Annotated in this window: 17 protein-coding genes; 11 read left to right on the forward strand and 6 right to left on the reverse strand. The window is 72.9% G+C overall.

Annotation, left to right across the window (positions count from 1 at the left end):
- Positions 1-46: 46 nt before the first annotated feature.
- Positions 47-799, forward strand: coding sequence for an MBL fold metallo-hydrolase (locus tag IE251_RS24320; protein WP_189755127.1), 753 nt, complete (start codon positions 47-49; stop codon positions 797-799).
- A 249-nt stretch (positions 800-1048) separates the two neighbouring features.
- Positions 1049-2284 (forward strand): DUF4032 domain-containing protein, encoded by a 1236-nt coding sequence (locus IE251_RS24325; protein ID WP_189755128.1) that lies wholly within the window; start codon positions 1049-1051, stop codon positions 2282-2284.
- Position 2285: 1 nt separating this feature from the next.
- Here the strand turns inward: IE251_RS24325 and IE251_RS24330 are convergent, their stop codons facing one another.
- The gene (locus tag IE251_RS24330) at positions 2286-3152 is read right to left on the reverse strand and encodes a universal stress protein (protein ID WP_189755129.1); all 867 of its coding nucleotides are present in this window, start codon (positions 3150-3152) and stop codon (positions 2286-2288) included.
- A 147-nt stretch (positions 3153-3299) separates the two neighbouring features.
- Between IE251_RS24330 and IE251_RS24335 the strand changes: the two genes are divergently transcribed.
- The 3 genes from IE251_RS24335 to IE251_RS24345 are packed head-to-tail and all read left to right on the forward strand — an operon-like array spanning position 3300 to position 6780.
- On the forward strand, positions 3300-4976 hold the full coding sequence (locus IE251_RS24335) for an NAD(P)/FAD-dependent oxidoreductase (RefSeq protein WP_189755130.1): 1677 nt from the start codon (positions 3300-3302) through the stop codon (positions 4974-4976).
- Positions 4973-6424 (forward strand): ATP-binding protein, encoded by a 1452-nt coding sequence (locus IE251_RS24340; RefSeq protein ID WP_189755131.1) that lies wholly within the window; start codon positions 4973-4975, stop codon positions 6422-6424. The genes IE251_RS24335 and IE251_RS24340 overlap by 4 nt, the downstream gene beginning before the upstream one ends.
- Positions 6421-6780, forward strand: coding sequence for a UBP-type zinc finger domain-containing protein (locus IE251_RS24345; protein ID WP_189755132.1), 360 nt, complete (start codon positions 6421-6423; stop codon positions 6778-6780). The genes IE251_RS24340 and IE251_RS24345 overlap by 4 nt, the downstream gene beginning before the upstream one ends.
- 72 nt (positions 6781-6852) lie before the next feature.
- Here the strand turns inward: IE251_RS24345 and IE251_RS24350 are convergent, their stop codons facing one another.
- Positions 6853-8640, reverse strand: a complete 1788-nt coding sequence (locus tag IE251_RS24350; protein WP_189755133.1) for a M4 family metallopeptidase — start codon at positions 8638-8640, stop codon at positions 6853-6855.
- Positions 8641-8949: 309 nt separating this feature from the next.
- Between IE251_RS24350 and IE251_RS24355 the strand changes: the two genes are divergently transcribed.
- The 6 genes from IE251_RS24355 to IE251_RS24380 all read left to right on the forward strand — a co-directional run bounded on the left by IE251_RS24355 (position 8950) and on the right by IE251_RS24380 (position 14496).
- Entirely contained in the window at positions 8950-10233 is a 1284-nt protein-coding gene (locus IE251_RS24355) for a serine hydrolase domain-containing protein (RefSeq protein ID WP_229896909.1), read from the forward strand.
- Positions 10234-10304: 71 nt separating this feature from the next.
- Entirely contained in the window at positions 10305-10982 is a 678-nt protein-coding gene (locus IE251_RS24360) for an AIM24 family protein (protein WP_189755134.1), read from the forward strand.
- Between the two features lie 145 nt (positions 10983-11127).
- Positions 11128-12087: a threonine/serine dehydratase family protein gene (locus IE251_RS24365; RefSeq protein ID WP_189755352.1), complete on the forward strand. Its 960-nt coding sequence runs from the start codon at positions 11128-11130 to the stop codon at positions 12085-12087.
- A 167-nt stretch (positions 12088-12254) separates the two neighbouring features.
- Complete coding sequence (locus tag IE251_RS24370; protein ID WP_189755135.1) at positions 12255-13226, forward strand: LLM class F420-dependent oxidoreductase; 972 nt, start codon at positions 12255-12257, stop codon at positions 13224-13226.
- 106 nt (positions 13227-13332) lie between these two features.
- On the forward strand, positions 13333-13761 hold the full coding sequence (locus IE251_RS24375) for an SsgA family sporulation/cell division regulator (RefSeq protein ID WP_189755136.1): 429 nt from the start codon (positions 13333-13335) through the stop codon (positions 13759-13761).
- A 117-nt stretch (positions 13762-13878) separates the two neighbouring features.
- On the forward strand, positions 13879-14496 hold the full coding sequence (locus IE251_RS24380; RefSeq protein ID WP_189755353.1) for a DUF2238 domain-containing protein: 618 nt from the start codon (positions 13879-13881) through the stop codon (positions 14494-14496).
- Here the strand turns inward: IE251_RS24380 and IE251_RS24385 are convergent.
- The 4 genes from IE251_RS24385 to IE251_RS24400 all read right to left on the reverse strand — a co-directional run bounded on the left by IE251_RS24385 (position 14493) and on the right by IE251_RS24400 (position 18591).
- On the reverse strand, positions 14493-14990 hold the full coding sequence (locus IE251_RS24385) for a DUF6328 family protein (RefSeq protein WP_189755137.1): 498 nt from the start codon (positions 14988-14990) through the stop codon (positions 14493-14495). The genes IE251_RS24380 and IE251_RS24385 overlap by 4 nt on opposite strands.
- A 46-nt stretch (positions 14991-15036) precedes the next feature.
- On the reverse strand, positions 15037-16020 hold the full coding sequence (locus tag IE251_RS24390; protein ID WP_189755138.1) for an aldo/keto reductase: 984 nt from the start codon (positions 16018-16020) through the stop codon (positions 15037-15039).
- 50 nt (positions 16021-16070) lie between these two features.
- Positions 16071-17615: an AMP-binding protein gene (locus tag IE251_RS24395; protein ID WP_189755139.1), complete on the reverse strand. Its 1545-nt coding sequence runs from the start codon at positions 17613-17615 to the stop codon at positions 16071-16073.
- An 88-nt stretch (positions 17616-17703) separates the two neighbouring features.
- Positions 17704-18591 (reverse strand): LysR family transcriptional regulator, encoded by an 888-nt coding sequence (locus IE251_RS24400; RefSeq protein WP_189755140.1) that lies wholly within the window; start codon positions 18589-18591, stop codon positions 17704-17706.
- Between the last annotated feature and the right edge of the window lie 87 nt (positions 18592-18678).

An 18678-nucleotide genomic window follows, 5' to 3' on the forward strand; every position in this document is an offset into this window, starting at 1 on the left:
TGATTGGCTGTCCTTCCACCAACGATCACAGGGGCTCGGGGAGAACATGCGGGCAGAGGTACACCAAGTCGCCGACGGCACTTACCTGGTGCACGGCAACAACGTCAACTGGGTGATCCTCAAGGAGGGCGACGCCGTCACCCTCGTGGACACCGGCTATCCGGGGGACCGCCCGGCCCTGCTGGAATCGCTCGCGGAGGTGGGCGCCTCCCCGGAGGCGGTCGCCGCCGTGCTGATCACTCACGCGCACAACGACCACCTGGGCTCGGCCGAGTACCTGCGCGCGGCCCACGGCACACCGGTGTACCTGCACCCGGCCGAAGTGCCGCACGCGCGGCGGGACTTCCTCCAGCAGGCCACCATCGGCGACGTCATACGCAACGCCTGGCGGCCCGGGGTCGTGCCCTGGGCGGTGCACGTCATCAAGGCCGGCGGCACCGAGCAGCACCCGGTCACCGCGCCCGAGCCGTTCCCGGCGGCCGACGGAGCCCCGCTGGACCTGCCCGGCCGCCCCGTGCCCGTGCACACGCCCGGACACACCGACGGCCACTGCGTCTACCACCTGCCCGGAGCGGGCATCGTCATCTCCGGGGACGCGCTGGTCAGCGGGCACGCCACCTCGCGGATCAAGGGCCCGCAGATCCTGCCCGACTTCTTCCACCATGAACGCGCCCGGGTCGTGGCCTCCCTGGACCTGATCGGCGCGCTCGACGGGGACGTCCTGCTGCCGGGCCACGGACCTGTGCACCGGGGCCCGGTGCGCGCGGCGGCCGAGCGGGCCCGGGAACGGGCCTCGTAGAACAGCGCGAGCGGACCCCCTGGGAACCCGCGCGAGCGGGCCTCCTGGAAAAGCCGCGCGAGCGGGCGGCCCCGGAACGCCGGCGGGAGCGCGCCCCGGAGCCCCGGGAGCGCGCCCCTGGAACGCCCCCGGGGTGGGCTTCCGGACGCACCCGGGGCCGGGCTCCCGGCGCACCCGGGACGCGGCCTCCCGCGTCACCGGCGGCAGCGGCCTCCTGGAACACCCGTGCGGGGCCTTAGGGTTCGTGTCATGTCCTTGCAGATCAGCGCCACGAACCCGGAGCACCCCGCGCTCCTGCTCGCCCTGCCCTGGGACACCCCGCTGGAGGAGTGGCCCGAGGAATACCTCGTGCCGCTCCCGCGCGGCATCTCCCGCCACGTGGTGCGCTACGCGCACGCCGGTGACGAGGTGATCGCCGTCAAGGAGCTGGCCGAGCGGCCCGCGGTGCGCGAGTACGGGCTGCTGCGCGACCTGGACCGGCTCGGCATCCCGGCCGTCGACGCGCTCGCCGTGGTCACCGGCCGCACCGACCGCTCGGGCGCCCCGCTGGAGCCGGTCCTGATCACCCGGCATCTGCGCGGCTCGATGCCGTACCGGTCGATGTTCGAGACGACCATGCGCCCGGCGACCATGCACCGGCTGATGGACGCCCTCGCCGTGCTGCTGGTCCGCCTCCACCTGGCCGGGTTCGCCTGGGGCGACTGTTCGCTGTCCAACACCCTGTTCCGGCGCGACGCGGGCGCCTACGCGGCCTATCTGGTCGACGCCGAGACCGGCGAGCTGCACCCGCGGCTCAGCCCCGGGCAGCGGGACTACGACCTGGACCTCGCCCGCGTGAACATCAGCGGCGAGCTGCTGGACCTGGAGGCGTCCGGCGCGCTGCACCCGTCGGTGGACCCGGTGGAGTTCGGCCACGAGATCTGCACCCGCTACCAGGGGCTGTGGCGGGAGCTGACCCGCACCTCGGTGTACCCGGCGGGCAAGTACCACTACATCGAGCGCCGGATCCGCCGGCTGAACGACCTCGGTTTCGACGTGGCCGAGATGCAGATCGAGCACTCCTCCAACGGCGACACGGTCACCTTCGTGCCGAAGGTCGTGGACGCCGGCCACCACCAGCGGCAGCTGCTGCGGCTGACCGGCCTGGACACCGAGGAGAACCAGGCGCGGCGGCTGCTGAGCGACCTGGAGAGCTGGATGGCCACCCAGGACGACTACGCCCCGGACGATCCCCTCGCGGCCCGCCCGGAAGTACTGGCCCACCGCTGGGTCCGCGATGTGTTCCGGCCCACCGTGCGCGCCGTGCCCCCGGAGCTGCGCGGCACGATGGACCCCGCGGAGATCTACCACCAGCTGCTCGAACACCGCTGGTACCTGTCCGAGCGCGCCCAGCACGACATCGGGCTGGACACCGCCGTGAAGGACTACATCGAGAACGTCCTGCCCCGGGCCCGCGCCACGCTGGAGCCGGCCGAGCCCGAGTAGGTCAGTCGTGCGGGACGACGGCCACCGGGCAGCCGGCGTGGTGCAGCACCCCGTGCGCCACCGAGCCGATCCGGGCGCCGACGGCCGTACGGCGCGCCCGGCGGCCGACGACCATCAGCTGGGCCCGCTCCGCCGCCGCCAGCAGCACCTGCCCGGCGCTGCCCATCTCGACGTGCTCGGCGACGGGCACCTCGGGGAACCGCTCCCGCCAGGGCCGCACGGCGTCGGCCAGCGCCTGCTTCTCGTACGGTTCGAGCCCGCCCGCCTCGTCCAGCAGCCGCAGCGAACCCGGGCTGTAGGCGAAGACCGGCGGCAGGGTCCAGGCCCGGACGACCCGCACGGCGGCGCCCCGGGCCGCCGCCGCCTCGAACGCGAACCGCAGCGCCGCCGCGCTGTCCTCGGGGCCGCCCTGCTGGCCGACCACCACGTCCCGGCCGGCCGCCTCCGCCGCCGGTTCGTCCCCGGCCCGCACCAGCACCACGGGCCGGGCGGCCTCGGCGATCACCTGCTGACCCACCGAGCCGAGCAGGAACCCGACGACGGGCCCGTGCCCGCGCGAGCCGAGCACCAGCATCTCGGCCCCGGCCGCGGCCCCGGCCAGTGCGTCCGCGGCCCCGCCCTCCACCACGTCGGTGGTCACCGCGAGCCCCGGGTGCCGCTCCGCGACGGAGCGCACGGCGTCCTCCACGCCCTGCGCGACCCACCCGTGCTGGGTGTCCCGGTCGGCCGCGGCCAGCGCCTCGGCGTACCGCCAGGCGTGCACCACGCGCAGCGGCAGGCCCCGGCGCACGGCCTCCCTGGCCGCCCAGTCCAGTGCGGCCAGACTCTCCTGTGTACCGTCCACCCCTGCCGTGATCGGGCGTGTCATCCGTGGGCCTCCTCGTCGTCCCGCGCGCACGAGCCTGTCGTCGTGTGCTCATGATCATGGTGCCCGCTCCCGGCCCCGGTCACCGGAGCGGCCCGGGGCGATCGAACATACGATGGCCTGGTACCGGTGACATGGGTGGGGAGTCGTATGGCACAGGCCGCCGAGACCGCGCGGACCGTCATCCTGACCGTGGACGACGACCCGGGGGTCTCCCGTGCCGTCGCCCGCGACCTCAGGCGGCGCTACGGCGGGTCGTACCGCGTCGTGCGCGCCGAGTCCGGCGAGTCCGCGCTCGCCGCGCTGCGCGAGCTGAAGCTGCGCGGGGACCTGGTGGCGGTGATCCTGGCCGACTACCGCATGCCCCGGATGAACGGCATCGAGTTCCTGGAACAGGCCCTGGACGTGTACCCGGGCGCGCGCCGGGTGCTGCTGACCGCGTACGCGGACACGCACGCGGCGATCGACGCCATCAACGTCGTCGACCTCGACCACTATCTCCTCAAGCCCTGGGACCCGCCCGAGGAGAAGCTCTACCCGGTCCTCGACGACCTCCTCCAGGCCTGGCGCTCCAGCGCGTACAAGCCGGTGCCCAGCACCAAGGTCGTCGGGCACCGCTGGTCGGCGCGGTCCTCGGCGGTGCGCGAGTTCCTGGCCCGCAACCAGGTGCCGTACCGCTGGTACTCGGTGGAGGAGCCGGAGGGGCGGCGGCTGCTGGCCGCCGCCGGGCAGGACGGGCAGCGGCTGCCGCTGGTGGTGACCCCGGACGGCACGGCCCTGGTGGAGCCCGAGGCGCCCGAGCTGGCGGCGCGGGTGGGGCTCGCGACGACACCGGCGGCCGACTTCTACGACCTGGTGGTGATCGGCGGCGGCCCGGCCGGGCTCGGCGCGGCCGTGTACGGCGCCTCCGAGGGCCTGAGGACGGTGCTGGTGGAGCGGTCGGCGACCGGCGGGCAGGCCGGGCAGAGCTCCCGGATCGAGAACTACCTCGGCTTCCCCGACGGGGTCTCCGGCGCCCAGCTCACCGACCGGGCGCGGCGGCAGGCCGCCAAGTTCGGCGCCGAGCTGCTGACCGCCCGCGAGGTCACAGGACTCGAGGCGAACGGCGCCGCCCGGATCGTACGGTTCGCGGACGGCTCGGCGATCGCCGCGCACAGCGTGATCCTGGCGACCGGGGTGCAGTACCGGCAGCTGCCGGCCGCGGGCTGCGCGGACCTGACCGGGTGCGGGGTGTTCTACGGCTCGGCGCTGACCGAGGCCGCCTCCTGCGAGGGGCAGGACGTGTACATCGTCGGCGGCGCCAACTCGGCGGGCCAGGCGGCGATGTACCTGTCCCGGTTCGCCAAGTCGGTGACGCTGCTGGTGCGCGGTCCTGATCTGTCGGCGTCGATGTCGCACTACCTGATCCAGCAGATCGAGGACGCCCCGAACATCTCGGTGCGCTGCCACACGGTGGTCGACGAGGCGCACGGCACCGGCCGGCTGGAAGAGCTGACGCTGCGCCACACGGTGACCGGCGAGCGTGAACGGGTCGGCACCCGCTGGGTGTTCGTGTTCATCGGCGCCGCCCCACTGACCGACTGGCTGGGCGAGACGGTGCTGCGCGACGAGCGCGGGTTCATCCTGGCCGGGCCCGATCTGACCGCCGACGGACGGCCGCCGGCCGGCTGGGAGCTGGACCGGCCGCCGTACCACCTGGAGACCAGCGTGCCCGGCGTGTTCGTCGCCGGGGACGCGCGCGCCGAGTCCGCCAAGCGGGTCGCGTCCGCCGTCGGAGAGGGAGCCATGGCCGTGATGCTCGTCCACCGGTATCTGGAGCAGTCGTGAGCGGGCGGGCCCTGCCGTGCAGCCCCAGGGAGATCGGCTCCCTGTTCCTCTTCGAGAAGCTGAGCCCCGAGCAGCTCGGCCGGCTGTGCGCGGCGGGCCGGGTGGAGCTGTTCGAGCCCGGCCCGGTGTACACCGAGGGCGACCCCGCCACCTGCTTCTTCGTGATGATCGAGGGCACGGTGGTGCTGTCCCGGCGGGTCGGCGCCGACGAGGTGGAGGTCACCCGGACCTCGCAGCGCGGGGTGTACGCGGGCGCGATGCAGGCCTATCTCGGCGACCGGGTGCGGCAGGTGTACCGCAACTCGATGCGGGTCACCGAGCCGACGCGGTTCTTCGTGCTGCCGGCGGACACCTTCGCGGACGTGATGCGCGAGTGGTTCCCGATGGCCGTGCACCTGCTGGAGGGCCTGTTCTTCGGCTCGAAGAACCTCCAGGCGGTGATCGGCCAGCGGGAACGGCTGCTGGCGCTGGGCTCGTTGTCGGCCGGGCTCACGCACGAGCTGAACAACCCGGCGGCGGCAGCGGTCCGGGCGACGGCCACGCTGCGCGAGCGGGTCGCGAAGATGCGGCACAAACTCGGCCTGATCGCCGGGGGCCCCTTCTCCCGGGAGGTGCTGGCGAGCCTGGTGGAGATCCAGGAGCGGACCGCGGAGCGGGTGGCCAAGGCGCCGGCGCTCAGCCCGCTGGAGGCGTCCGACCGGGAGGACGCGCTCACCGACTGGCTGGAGGAGCACGGCATCGGCCACGGCTGGCAGCTGGCGCCCGCCTTCGTGCAGGCCGGACTCGACGTGGACTGGCTGGAGCGGGTCGCGGCGGCGGTGGGCGAGGAGATCCTGCCGAACGCGGTGGGCTGGCTCAACTACACCGTGGAGACCGAGTTGTTGATGAACGAGATCGAGGACTCCACCGCCCGCATCTCGCACCTGGTCGACGCGGCCAAGCAGTACGCGCAGCTGGACCGGGCGCCGTACCGGGTGGTGGACGTGCACGAACTCCTCGACAGCACGCTGCTGATGCTGTCCGGGAAGCTGGGGCCGGGCATCGAGGTCGTCAAGGACTACGACCGCGCGCTGCCGCCGGTGCCCGCCTATCCGGCGGAGCTGAACCAGGTGTGGACCAACCTCGTCGACAACGCGGTGTCCGCGATGAACGGCGCTGGCGGACAGGGCACCCTGACCGTGCGGACGGCACGCGACCACGAGCGGCTGCTGGTGGAGTTCCGGGACACCGGGCCCGGAATCCCGCCGGAGATCAAGGACCGGATCTTCGACCCCTTCTTCACCACCAAGCCGGTCGGCGAGGGCACCGGGCTGGGACTGGACATCTCCTGGCGGATCGTCGTCAACAAGCACCACGGCAGCCTGCGGGTGGAGTCGGTGCCCGGCGACACCCGCTTCCAGGTGCTGCTGCCGCTGACCGCCGAACCGCCCGAGGAGGAGCCGGTATGAACGACGCCGAGGGAGTAAGGGGAATCGACCCGGCCGTGCCGCCGAGCGGGCCGGGCTGCGTGGAGTGCGAGGAGGCGGGCGGCTGGTGGTTCCATCTGCGCCGTTGCGCGCTGTGCGGGCACATCGGCTGCTGCGACGACTCCCCGTCCCGGCACGCCACCGCCCACTTCCGGGCGACCGGGCACCCGGTGATCCGCAGTTTCGAGCCGGGCGAGGGCTGGTTCTGGAACTACGCCACCGAGGAGCTGTACACCTCCGGGCCCGTCCTCGCTCCCCCGGAGAGCCGGCCGGCCGGCCAGCCGGTGCCGGGTCCGGCGGGGCGGGTGCCCGACGACTGGGCGCGGAACCTGCGCTGACACGGGTGCGGACGGGCGGATGCCCCGCGCGGGGCGGGGCATCCGGTGGTGCTGGGGTTCCCGTGCCGTCCGTCAGTGGCGGGCGCGCGGGGTGTTGGCGGCGGTGACGTTCACCGCGGCCCAGGACTTGTCGACCGTCTTGTACTCGGTGCTGTTCGCGCCGTACAGGTCCTTGGCCGCCTTCAGCGTCGCGGTGCGCGCCTGGTGGAAGTCGGTGCTGGAGACCATGTAGCGGGTGAGCGCCCGGTAGTAGATGGCGGTCGCCTTGGCCCGGCCGATGCCCTTGACCTGGAGGTTGCCGTAGGTCGGCGAGTTGTACGTGACGTCGCCGATCTTCTTCTTGCCGCTGCCCTCGGCGAGCAGGTAGTAGGCGTGCGAGGAGACACCGGAACCGGCGTGCACCTCCATGTCGTAGAGCTTCGGCGACCAGTAGTCGACGGTGCCCTCGAGCTTGTCCAGCGACGGGCGGTCCAGGCGGCGCAGGAACTTCTGCGCGAGGCCCAGCTTCTCGCCGACCAGGTAGTCCGGGGTGTCCTTCGCGTTCTTGGCGTAGAACTCGACGTTCGAGCCGAAGATGTCCGCGAGCGACTCGTTCAGCGAGCCCGGCTCGCCGTACTGGTTGCCGTCGGCGTCGACGAAGGTCGGCTGGAGGTTGGCGGTCGCCTCCACCACGCCGTGGGTCAGCTCGTGACCCGTGACGTCGAGGACGACGAGCGGCTTCTTGAACATCTGGCCGTCGCCGTCGCCGTACAGCATGCAGTTGCAGGTGGGGTCCCAGAAGGCGTTGGCGACCTTCTTGCCCCAGTGGACCATCGCCTGGGCGGCCTTGCTGTTGTTGCGGATGCCCTTGCGCTGGAACGTGGACTTGTAGAAGTCCAGCGTCTTGGTGACGCCGTACTGGGCGTCGGCGGCGACCGTGACCCGGCTGCTGGTCGCGCCGTTGCCCCACACGTTGGTCGTGTTGGTGAACTTGGCGCCGGAGCCGAACTTCTCGGTGTACGAGCCCTTGGCGTCCCGGGTCTCGGTGCCGTACCGGCTGGGGTCCTTGAGCTGGTAGTGACCGCGCGAGGTCTGCGTCGTGGTGAGGCCGACGGTGCCCACGAAGAGGGTCTTGCCGGTTCCCTTGGCGGCCGACGGGTAGCTCGTGGCGCCGGTGGCGCCCGAGCCGGCCAGGCCGGAGGCGGCCGCCGCGGAAGCGGTGCCGGTGGCCGGGTCGAGGGTCTCGCCGCGCTCGCGCAGGGCGTCGAGCAGCTTCGGCGACAGGAACTCGTCCCGGGTGGGCGTGTTGCTGCGCACCTTGCCGGTGACCGCGTCGACGACGACCGTGCGGGCGGTGTCCTGGTCGGTGACGGTGACCTGGTAGGCCAGCGCGGAGGCGCCGGCCCGGGCGTCCACCACGAGCCGGGCGCCGCTCGCGTCGCCCTTCGCGGCCCGGGCGGCCGTGGCGGCGGCCTGGGCGGCCGTCAGCCTGGCCTTGGCGGCGGCGGGTTCGACCGGGTGGCCGGCCGCGCGGGTCACGCCGGTGTAGCCGAGCTTGCCGTCGAGGTGGACGACGAGGTCGCCGCCGAGCACCGGCAGGCCGTCGTGGGTGCGGGCGAAGCGGACGTGCCGCGCGCCCTCGGGGTCGAGCATGACGTCCTGGGCGTGCAGTTCGTCGCCCTTGGAGACGCCGGTCGCCGAGGCGTGCGCGAAGGCCGCGGTGCGCGCGGCCTCCACCACCACCGCGGCGTTCGAGGAGGCCGAGGCGGTGGCGTGCCGCTCCCCCGTGCCGGGACCCGCGAAGGCCGTACCGGCCAGGCCGGTGGCAGCCGTCGCCACCGCGACGGCCACCGCCACGGTGCGTATGTGCGGTCTACGCAATCTGATCAGGGTTCCTTCGTACGCAGGCGGCCGAGGTCGTCAACCGCCTTGAGACATGGCGCGGTTGCGCGCCACGGGGGCTGGTCTGGCCCCGGGGGTAACCCTTGCCGATCAGTCATGCGCACGTAAAGCCGGAATGATCCACTTCGTGAACCTCTATGGCAATCCTTTACACATGGGAGCCACAGAGTGATCACAACATGACCCCTCGTGTGTCGACTGGGGAGACGGGGTTCTTGTCGCCTAGGTTCCCAGGGCGGAATGTGACCGATATCGCATCAGGAACCGACCGGACGGAAGTGGGTAGGGATGGTCTCGGCAACTGTGGGGCGGGCAGGGGTACTCGGCGCGGTCGCGCTGTCGCTGCTCGCGGTCCCGGCGCGGGCGGCGACCGGGACGCCGGACGCACCGGCGACGGCGGCACGGCAGGCGGCGGCAACTCCCGCGACGGTGGGACGGCAAGCAGCGGTGACGTCGGCACGGCAGGCGGCGACGGCGGCGGCACGGCTGGCGGCGGCAACTCCGGCGACGGCGCCGCGCGGCCCGGCCGCGGCGGCGCTGCCGGCGCCCGACACCGCGGGCCTGGCCGCGGTGTTGCGCTCGGTGGTGGCCCAGGGGGCGCCGGGGGCGCTGGCCCGGATCGACGACCACGGACGGACCTACCGGGTCACCCGCGGTGTCGCCGACCGCGTCACCGGACGGGCCATCAGCACCGGTGACCGGTTCCGGATCGGCAGCGTCACCAAGACCTTCACGACGGTGGTGCTGCTCCAGCTCGTCGACGAACACCGGCTCGCGCTGGACGCGCCGGTCAACCGCTATCTGCCGGGCCTGCTGCCGGACGACCGGATCACCGTGCGCCATCTGCTGAGCCACCGCAGCGGGCTGTACGACTACAGCGACGACATGTTCGCCGCGAGCGTCTCCGGCTTCGAGGCCGTCCGTAAAAAGGTCTTCACCTACCGGCAGTTGGTCGCCCTCTCCCTGAAGAAGCCCCGCACCAACGCGCCCGGCGCCGCCTACTCCTACTCCAACACCAACTTCGTCGTCGCCGGGCTGCTCGTCGAGAAGCTCACCGGGCAGCCGGTGCGAACCGCCTACCGGAACCGGATCGTCAAGCCGCTGAAGCTGACCGACACCTTCTACGTCCACCCGGACACCGCGATCCCCGGCCGGCACACCCGCGGATATCTGACCCCGGACCGCGCGGGCGCCCCGCTGGTCGACGCGACCGCCCAGACCGTGTCCTGGGCGCAGAGCGCCGGGGCGGTCATCTCCAGCGCCCGGGACCTCGACGTCTTCTACGGCGCGCTGCTCAAGGGCAGGCTGCTGTCCGCCGCGCGGCTCGCCGACATGGAGCGGTTCACCAAGGTGAACAGCACGACGGCGTACGGCCTCGGGCTGCGGCGGCGCGATCTGTCCTGCGGGGTGTCGGTGTACGGGCACACGGGGGCGGTGCAGGGCTACTACACCTACGCGTTCGGCACGAAGGACGGCGGGCGGACCCTCACGGCCATGGCCAACACCTCGAACAACGCCAAGGTGCTCAACACCCTGGCCGGGGCGCTGGAGTCGGCGTTCTGCGGGAAGTGACCGGCGGGTGGCCCGACCGACACGCACGGTGATCTTGGCGGAACCAGGCCGTCCGGGACACCATGCCCTGCATGAAGGGTGATCTCTTTTCCAGTCAGCACGTGGTGCAGCCGGCCGTGGCGCCGGGAATGTCCGTCGAGAACGCCAAGTGCGTCAAGTACGCGGTGAACGGCGAGATGTACGCCCGGCAGGGCGCGATGGTCGCCTACCGCGGCGACTTGGTGTTCGAGCGCAAGGGGCAGGGCGTCGGCGGCATGCTCAAGCGTGCGGTGACCGGTGAGGGACTGCCCCTGATGGCGGTGCGCGGACAGGGCGAGGCATGGTTCGCGCACGAGGCGCAGAACTGCTTCATCGTCGACGTCGAGCCCGGTGACCAGTTCACCGTCAACGGCCGCAACGTGCTGTGTTTCGACGCGTCGCTGTCGTACGAGATCAAGACGGTGAAGGGGTCGGGCATCACCGGCGGCGGCCTGTTCAACAGCGTGTTCACCGGGCAGGGCCGGCTCGGTCTGGTCTGCGAGGGCAACCCGCTGGTCATCCCCGTGTCCGAACAGGCGCCGGTGTACGTCGACACGGACGCGGTGGTGGGCTGGACCACGCATCTGCGGACCTCGCTGCACCGTTCGCAGTCCATCGGCTCGATGCTGCGCGGCGGTTCCGGCGAGGCCGTGCAGCTGATGTTCCAGGGCGAGGGGTTCGTGGTGGTCCGCCCGAGCGAGCTGACGCCCCAGAAGAGCCAGCAGCACTGAGTCCGCCGGCACCGGGACGCCGGAGGCGGCCATGATCCGGAACGGCGTTGACCGCCGCCCTCCCGGCGGGTCAAGGTGCGAGCGGTACGGCTCCCGACCCGTGCCGGAAGGATGAAGCGCCTTGAACGACATCTCGGACAGCACCCTGATCGGCCTGGCGGACATCGAAGCCGCCGCCCGGCACATCGCCGGCCACGTCGTCCGCACGCCGACGGTGCCGAGCCCGGGGCTCACCGCCCTGCTCGGCGCCCCCGTCACGGCCAAGCTCGAACTGCTCCAGCGCACCGGCTCGTTCAAGGCGCGCGGGGCCACGGCGAAGCTGCTGTCGCTGAGCGCGGCCGAGCGGGCGGCGGGCGTGGTCGCGGTCAGCGGCGGCAACCACGGGATCGCGCTCGCGGTGATGGCGGCGGCCCTCGATGTGAAGGCGACCGTCGTCATGCCGCGCACCGCGCCCGCCCGCTCCCTCGCGCTCGTCGAGGAGGCCGGGGCGTCGGTGCGCCTGACCGACGGCATGGACAGCGCCTTCGACCTGGTGACGCGGTTGCGGGACGAGGGGCTGACCCTGGTCCACCCGTTCGACGACCCGGCCGTGATCGCCGGACAGGGCACCGTGGGGCTGGAGCTGGCCGAGGACGCCGGGGAGCTGACCGATGTCGTCGTCAGCGTGGGCGGCGGCGGTCTGATCGCCGGGGTCGCGGCGGCCCTGCGCGCGCGGCGGCCGGGGGTACGGGTGTGGGGCGTGGAGACCGGCGGCGCGGAGGCGATGTCCGGCGCGCTCCGGGCGGGCGGTCCGGTGCGGGTGCCGTTGTCGTCCCTGGTCACCACGTTGAGCGCGCCCTCGGTGTCACGGCTGACGTACGACCATGTCTCGGCCCTCGTCGAGGAGGTCCTGGTGGTGCCGGACCGGGACGCGGTGCGCGGCTGTCTGGATCTCGCCGACCACGCCAAGGTGTGGGCCGAGCCGGCGGCGGGCTGTCTGCTGCCCGCGGCCCGGCAGGTGGTGGAGCGGGTCGGTGACGGCGCCCGGATCGGGCTCGTGGTGTGCGGCGGCAACACCACCCCGTCGGAAATCATGGGCTGGGCCAACCGGTTCGGGCTGCTGTGAGCGGCCGCCGGAGATCCACGCCGACCGCCTCCGCCTCCCCCACCCCACGCTGTCGGCCGGCTACCGCCCGTACGCGAACGCGCGCTCCCTGACCCCGTTCCGGGTGCCGCGGGGACGACCCGCGCCGTGGGCCGTTTTCCGGACGCCGAGCCGGGGACTCGCTGGATATGGTGCAAATCGGATACACGATGATGACCGAGCAGGCAGGTCCCCGGGACCTGGTGGAGCACGTGGTGGGGGCCGAGGAGGCGGGGTTCGACTTCTCGGTGATCTCGGACCACTACTTCCCGTGGCTGCGCGCGCAGGGGCACTCCTCGTACGCGTGGAGCGTGCTGGGCGCCGCCGCGCAGGCCACCTCGCGGATCCCACTGATGACCTACGTCACCTGTCCCATCCTGCGCTACCACCCGGCGGTCGTGGCGCAGAAGGCGGCGACCGTGCAGTTGCTGTCGGAGGGCAGGTTCCGGCTCGGCCTCGGCGCCGGCGAGAACCTGAACGAGCATGTCGTGGGCGGCGGCTGGCCCCCGGTGGACGTCCGCCACGAGATGCTGGAGGAGGCCGTGGGGATCATCCGCGCGCTGTTCGAGGGCGGCCATGTCACCCACCACGGGCAGCACTACGACGTGGAGTCGGCCCGGCTGTGGGATCTCCCGGAGCAGGCGCCGCCGATCGGCATCGCCGTCTCCGGCGAACAGTCCTGCGAACTGGCCGGGCACCTGGCCGATCTGGTGATCGCGACCGAGCCGAAGGCGGGCCTGCTGGAGGCCTTCGACCGGCACGGCGGCAGCGGCAAGCCCCGGGTGGGCCAGCTGCCGGTGAGCTACGACCCCGACCGGGACACGGCGGTCAAGCGCGCCCACTCCCAGTTCCGCTGGTTCGGCCTGGGCTGGAAGGTGAACGCCGAACTGCCGCACCCCGACTCGTTCGAGGCGGCGACGCAGTTCGTCACCGAGGACGACGTGGCCTCCTCCATCCCGTGCGGTGACGACCCGGAGGCCTTCGTGGAGGCCGTACGGCCGTACGCGGAGGCCGGGTTCGGGGAGATCGCGCTGGTGCAGATCGGTGGTGACGCTCAGCGGGAGTTCCTGGACTGGTCGGCGAAGACCCTGCTGCCGGCGCTGCGGGAGGCGTTCGGCTGACGGGCCGTCCAGCGGTGCGGCGCGGGAATCAGCCACACGGGTGAGCATTCTGGGCGGTGCCGGGGTACTAGGTGTCTCTACGCCGATCGTCTGCCGGAGGCCCCGCGTGAACCCGTTCGTGCACAAGACCCTGGTGGTGCAGCTTCTCGCGCCCGGCACCGGGCGGTGTCCGGTGCTGGCCCATCTCGGCTACGCCGCCGACGACCCGTTCGCCGTCACCGCCGCCTTCGCCCACGACGGACGGGTGCTGGCCTGCTGGCGGCTGGACCGGGAGATGCTCTCCGCGGGCCTGGCCGGTCCGGTCGGCATGGGCGATGTACGGCTGCGGCCGCAGGGCAGCGGGCCGTGCCACGAGCTGCGGCTGGAGTTCCTCGGGGACAGCCGGCCGGACGGCAGCCGGCACCGGGCGGTGGTGCTGGCGTGGGCACCCGCGGTGGCGGCCTTTCTGCGCGAGACGCACCAGGTCGTGCCGCCGGGCCGGGAGCGGGTCGACGTGGACGAGCTGCTGGCGGAGATCCTCTCCGGGGCTGAGTAGCCGTACTCATGCCCGCGGGCCCGGCCCGGCACCACCATGGGGGCTCTACAACGCCTCAGGCAAGGAGCCCCCGCCGTGACCGCAGTGCATCCCGCCCCGCTCCGGGCGCCGCGCCGTGTGCCGCCCGCCGTCTTCGCCGGCGTGGTGGCCACGGCGCTGGCCGTGTCGGCGATCGGCGCGCACGACCGCACCACCTGGTTCCTGGAGACGGTGTGGGCGCTCGTGGGGCTGCCGCTGGTGGTGCTGGCCTGGCGGCGCTTCCCGCTGACCGGGCTGCTGTGCGGGCTGCTCACCGCGCACGCGCTGGTCCTGGCGGTCGGCGGGCACTACACGTACGCGCAGGTGCCGCTGGGCGACTGGGTGCGCGACACCTTCGGCCTGAACCGCAACCCGTACGACCGTTTCGGGCACCTCGTGCAGGGCTTCGTCCCCGCCGTGCTGGTCCGCGAACTGCTGTCCCGCACCTCACCGTTGCGCGGCAGCCGCTGGCTGGCACCGCTCGCCGTGTGCGCCTGCATGGCCTTCAGCGCCTGCTTCGAACTGCTGGAGTGGCTGGCGGCCGAGATCGGCGGCCACGACGCGGACGCCTTCCTCGCGACCCAGGGCGACGTCTGGGACACCCAGTGGGACATGTTCTGCGCCCTGACCGGCGCCCTGCTGTCCCTGACCCTGCTGAGCCGCCTCCACGACCGCCAACTACGCACCTTGCGAACCCCCGCGACCGCCCGCGGCTAGTCCTCGGAACCGCCCGTGCTCCGTCGGTTGCGGGCCCACAGGGGCAGGGCGTACCAGCACAGGACGTACCAGGCCACGACGGCCGTCACCAGGTAGGGCACATAGCCGTCGTGGGTGGCCACGCGGAGGATCAGGAGGAGGGACGAGGTCATCGTGGCGAGCAGGAGGGCGAGGCCGACCAGGGTCATCCGGGAGGCCAGCCGTACCGCCCGCGGTTTGACGCGGTGGCCGGAGACCAGGCGGTGCAGGGACACCGGTCCGATGAGGGCGCCGGTGGCGCAGGCGCCCATGACGACGGTCACGATGTAGATCGCCTGGTCGGTGTCGGCCAGGCGGCCGTACTTCGGCTGGAAGACCACGGTCAGCAGGAAGCCGAACAGGATCTGTACGCCCGTCTGTGCGACGCGGACCTCTTGGATGAGTTCGCCCCACATCCGGTCGGCCCGCTCCTCCTCGGTCTCGTCGCGCCCTCTGCGCCGCCCATCACGCGTCATGCGGTGCCGTGTAACCGTCCGTCCGTTCGCCAAACGGACGAAGCCGCTACCAGCGGTGTTCGACCTGGTCCTTGATCCGGCGGTCGTACAAGTCGCGGATCGCGGTGAGGGTCTGCGGCGGCAGCGGCGGCAGCTTGGCCGCGGCGGCGTTGGCACGGGCCTGCTCCGGGTTGCGGGCGCCGGGGATCACGGTGGTGACACCCTCCTGCTCGATGATCCAGCGCAGCGCGAGCTGGGCCGGGGTGTACCCCTCGGGGGCCAGCGCGGCGAACTCGGCGGCGGCCTCCACACCGGTGGCGTAGTCGACCCCGGAGAAGGTCTCGCCCTGGTCGAACGCCTCGCCGTGCCGGTTGTAGGTGCGGTGGTCGTCGGCCGCGAACACCGTGTCCTTGGTGTACTTCCCGGACAGCAGCCCGGAGGCGAGCGGCACCCGCGCGATGATGCCGACGCCGGCCTCGCGGGCGGCGGGCACCACCTCGTGCAGCGGCTTCATGCGGAACGGGTTGAGGATGATCTGCACACTGGCCACGCCCGGCCGGGCGATCGCGGTGAGCGCCTGCTCGCAGGTCTCCACGCTCACCCCGTAGGCGGCGACGCGCTCCTCCGCCACCAGGGTGTCCAGGGCGTCGAACACCTCGTCGGAGGAGTAGACCGGGGTGGGCGGGCAGTGCAGCTGCACCAGGTCGATGCGGTCGACACCGAGGTTGCGGCGCGAACGGTCGTTCCAGGCGCGGAAGTTGTCCAGGACGTAGTTCTGCGGGATCTGCTCCACCCGGCGGCCCATCTTGGTGGCCACGAGGACGTGCAGGTCGGGCCGGCCGCGCAGGAAGGAGGCGATGGTCTGTTCGCTGCGCCCGTCGCCGTACACGTCCGCGGTGTCGAAGAAGGTCACCCCGGCCTCGGCCGCCGCCTCGAGGACGGACAGGGCCACCTTGTCGTCCACGTCGCCCCAGTCGGCGCCCAGCTGCCATGTGCCGAGCCCGACCACCGATGCCCACTGACCCGACCTGCCGATCACACGTTCGTCCATGGCCTCAGTCTGGCATCCGGTACGGCGTCCCGTGCACCTGGCAGGCCCGTTCAGCCGGTCAGCAGGGTACGCAGCTGCCGCTTGTCCGGTTTGCCCGCCGCCGTCAGCGGGATGTCCGGCACCAGGTGCAGGGTCTCGGGGGCGTAGAGGCGCCCCTTGCGGGCGGTGACGAAGTCCCGGATCTCCTCCAGCGTGGGCCGCTGCCCCGCGGCGGGCACCACGGCGGCGTGGACGTGTTCCACCGCGTCGTCGTCCCGGCTGCCGAACACCGCGCACCGGCCGACGGCGGGGTGGCTCAGCAGCAGTTCCTCCAGCTCCGCCGGGTAGACATGGCCGCCGACGACCACGATCTTCTCCTTGATCCGGTCCACCAGGTAGAGGTAGCCGTCCTCGTCGAGGTAGCCGACGTCGCCGGTGTGCACCCAGCCGTCCCGCAGCACCTCGGCGGTCAGCTCCGGCTGCTTCCAGTAGCCGCCCATCACATACGGCGAGCGCACCCGCACCTCGCCCCACTCCCCGGGCGGCAGGGTGGCGCCGTCGGCGTCCCGGATCGCGATCTCCACGCCGGGCAGGGCCCGGCCGACCGTCAGCTGGCCGCCGCGGCCGGTCACCTCCTGCTCCTCGGGGCCCGTCTGGGTGATGAGCTGCGTCTCGGCCTGCCCGTACATGCCGTGCAGCACCGGCCCGAGGACCCGGGCGGCCTGCCGCATCCGGGCCGGTGAGGCGGGCGTGCCGCCGTAGCTGATCCGGCGCAGCGTGGACAGATCGGTGCGGGGCAGGTCGGGGTGGTCCAGCAGCCGGTGGAGCAGGGGCGGCAGCAGCCAGGTGTGGGTGACGCGTTCGCGCTGGATCGTGGCCAGCACGTCCCCGGGTTCGAAGCCGTGCCGCAGCACCACCGAGCCGCCCTGGTACAGCGCCAGATCGGCGAAGATCCCGGCGAGATGGGCGAGGGCGGTGCAGGCCAGGAAGCGGGGCGGGTCACCGGCGACCGCGAGACCCTGGTCCATGCTCAGCCGGTAGGCGCCGTGGGTCATGCGGATGCCCTTGGGAATGCCGGTGGTTCCGCCGGTGTGCCGGACGCACCAGTCGTCGTCGGGTCCCACCCGGCCGCCCATCGGCCGGGCCGGGCGCCGGGCCGCCGCGGCGAGCAGGTCCTCCGCGTCACCGTCCGGCCCCAGCCAGAGGAGTTCGGGGGTGCCGGGAATCCGGGACAGCCGCCGGGCCGCCTCGCGCTGCCGGTCGTCCGCCAGCAGCAGGGAGCAGTCCACGCTCGCCATCACCCGCGCCATGACCGGCGGGCTCATGCCCTCGTAGAGGACGACCACGCGGGCGCCGGTCAGGTTGGCGGCGTAGCGGGCCACGAGGGCCTCGACGGTGTTGCCGGTGAGCAGGGTGACCGTGGTCCCGCGGCCGACCCCGCGCCCGGCGAGTTCCCAGGCGAGCCGGTGCACCTGGTCCCTGAACTCGCCGGCGCCGACCACCCGTCCCTCGGCGGTGGTGACCACCGCCCGTGCCGGCCGGGCGGACAGCGCGTCGAGGACGGCCTCCGCGTAGCTGCGGAACCCGGCCTGCGCGGGGGCGTGTTGCTCGCTCATCGCTGATCTCCCTCGTCCGGAGCGGTGGGCACGGTGCGACGCTAACGGGGAGGCGCTCATGCCTTCCACGACCGGTTCGGCCATGTGTTCATGACGCGAGGGGCATGAGCCGTTCCCGGGCCAGCCGGCGGAAGTCCCGTGCGGCGGGCGAGAGATAGGCGTTCTGCCGCCACACCAGGGTCAGCGTGCGGTGGCAGTCCGGGGCGTCCAGCCGCAGCCAGGCCACCGGTCCGTCCTCGCCGATGGCCCGCCGGGCGACGGCCGGCAGCAGGCAGAGGCCGAGTCCGGCGCCGACCAGCTCGGGGGTGGCGGCCGCCTCGTCCCCCTCGCAGACCACCCTCGGGGTGAGGCCCTCGCGGGCGAACAGCCGCTCCAGCAGGGCCCGTTGCCAGTGGCCGGCGCGGGTGCTGACGAAGTCCTCGCCGGCCAGCTCGGCCACCGCGACGCTTCCCCGGCCGGCCAGGGGGTGCCCGGTGGGTACGGCCAACAGCACCTCTTCGCGGGCCAGTCGCAGCGTGGACAGCCCGGGTCCGGCGAGCGGCTGGGAGGCGATGGCGAAGTCCACCTCGCCCGCGCGAAGATGCCGGTGCATGGCGTCCGCCGGGGCCTGGAACAGGCGCACCCGCACCCCGGGCCGCAGCGCGCGGAAGGCGGACAGCACGCCGGACAGCTGGAGCAGGGTCTCGGCGGCCACGGCGACACGTCCGGGGCCGGGCCCGGCGGCGTCGGCCAACTCCCGCCGCGCGTCGTCGAGTTCCGCCAGCGCGCGGTCGACCCGGGCCAGGAAGGCGGCACCGTGGTCGTTGAGCCGTATGCGGCGGCCCTGGCGGTCGAACAGCGGGGCGCCGAGTTCGGTTTCGAGCCGGAGGATGGTCCGGCTCACCGACGGCTGGGCGACCCGTAGTTCCTCGGCGGCCCGGCTGATGTGCTGGTGCCGGGCGACGGTCTGGAAATAGCGCAGGGACAGCAGATCCATGCCGGTAGTGTCGCCGGATCCCGCGCGGTCGCGCCGCCGGGCACCGGCCCGGTACACCGGTACCCGATCCCCCGGTCGCCCCGCCGG

The organism is Streptomyces eurythermus (assembly GCF_014649115.1).
Taxonomy (GTDB): Bacteria; Actinomycetota; Actinomycetes; order Streptomycetales; family Streptomycetaceae; genus Streptomyces; species Streptomyces eurythermus.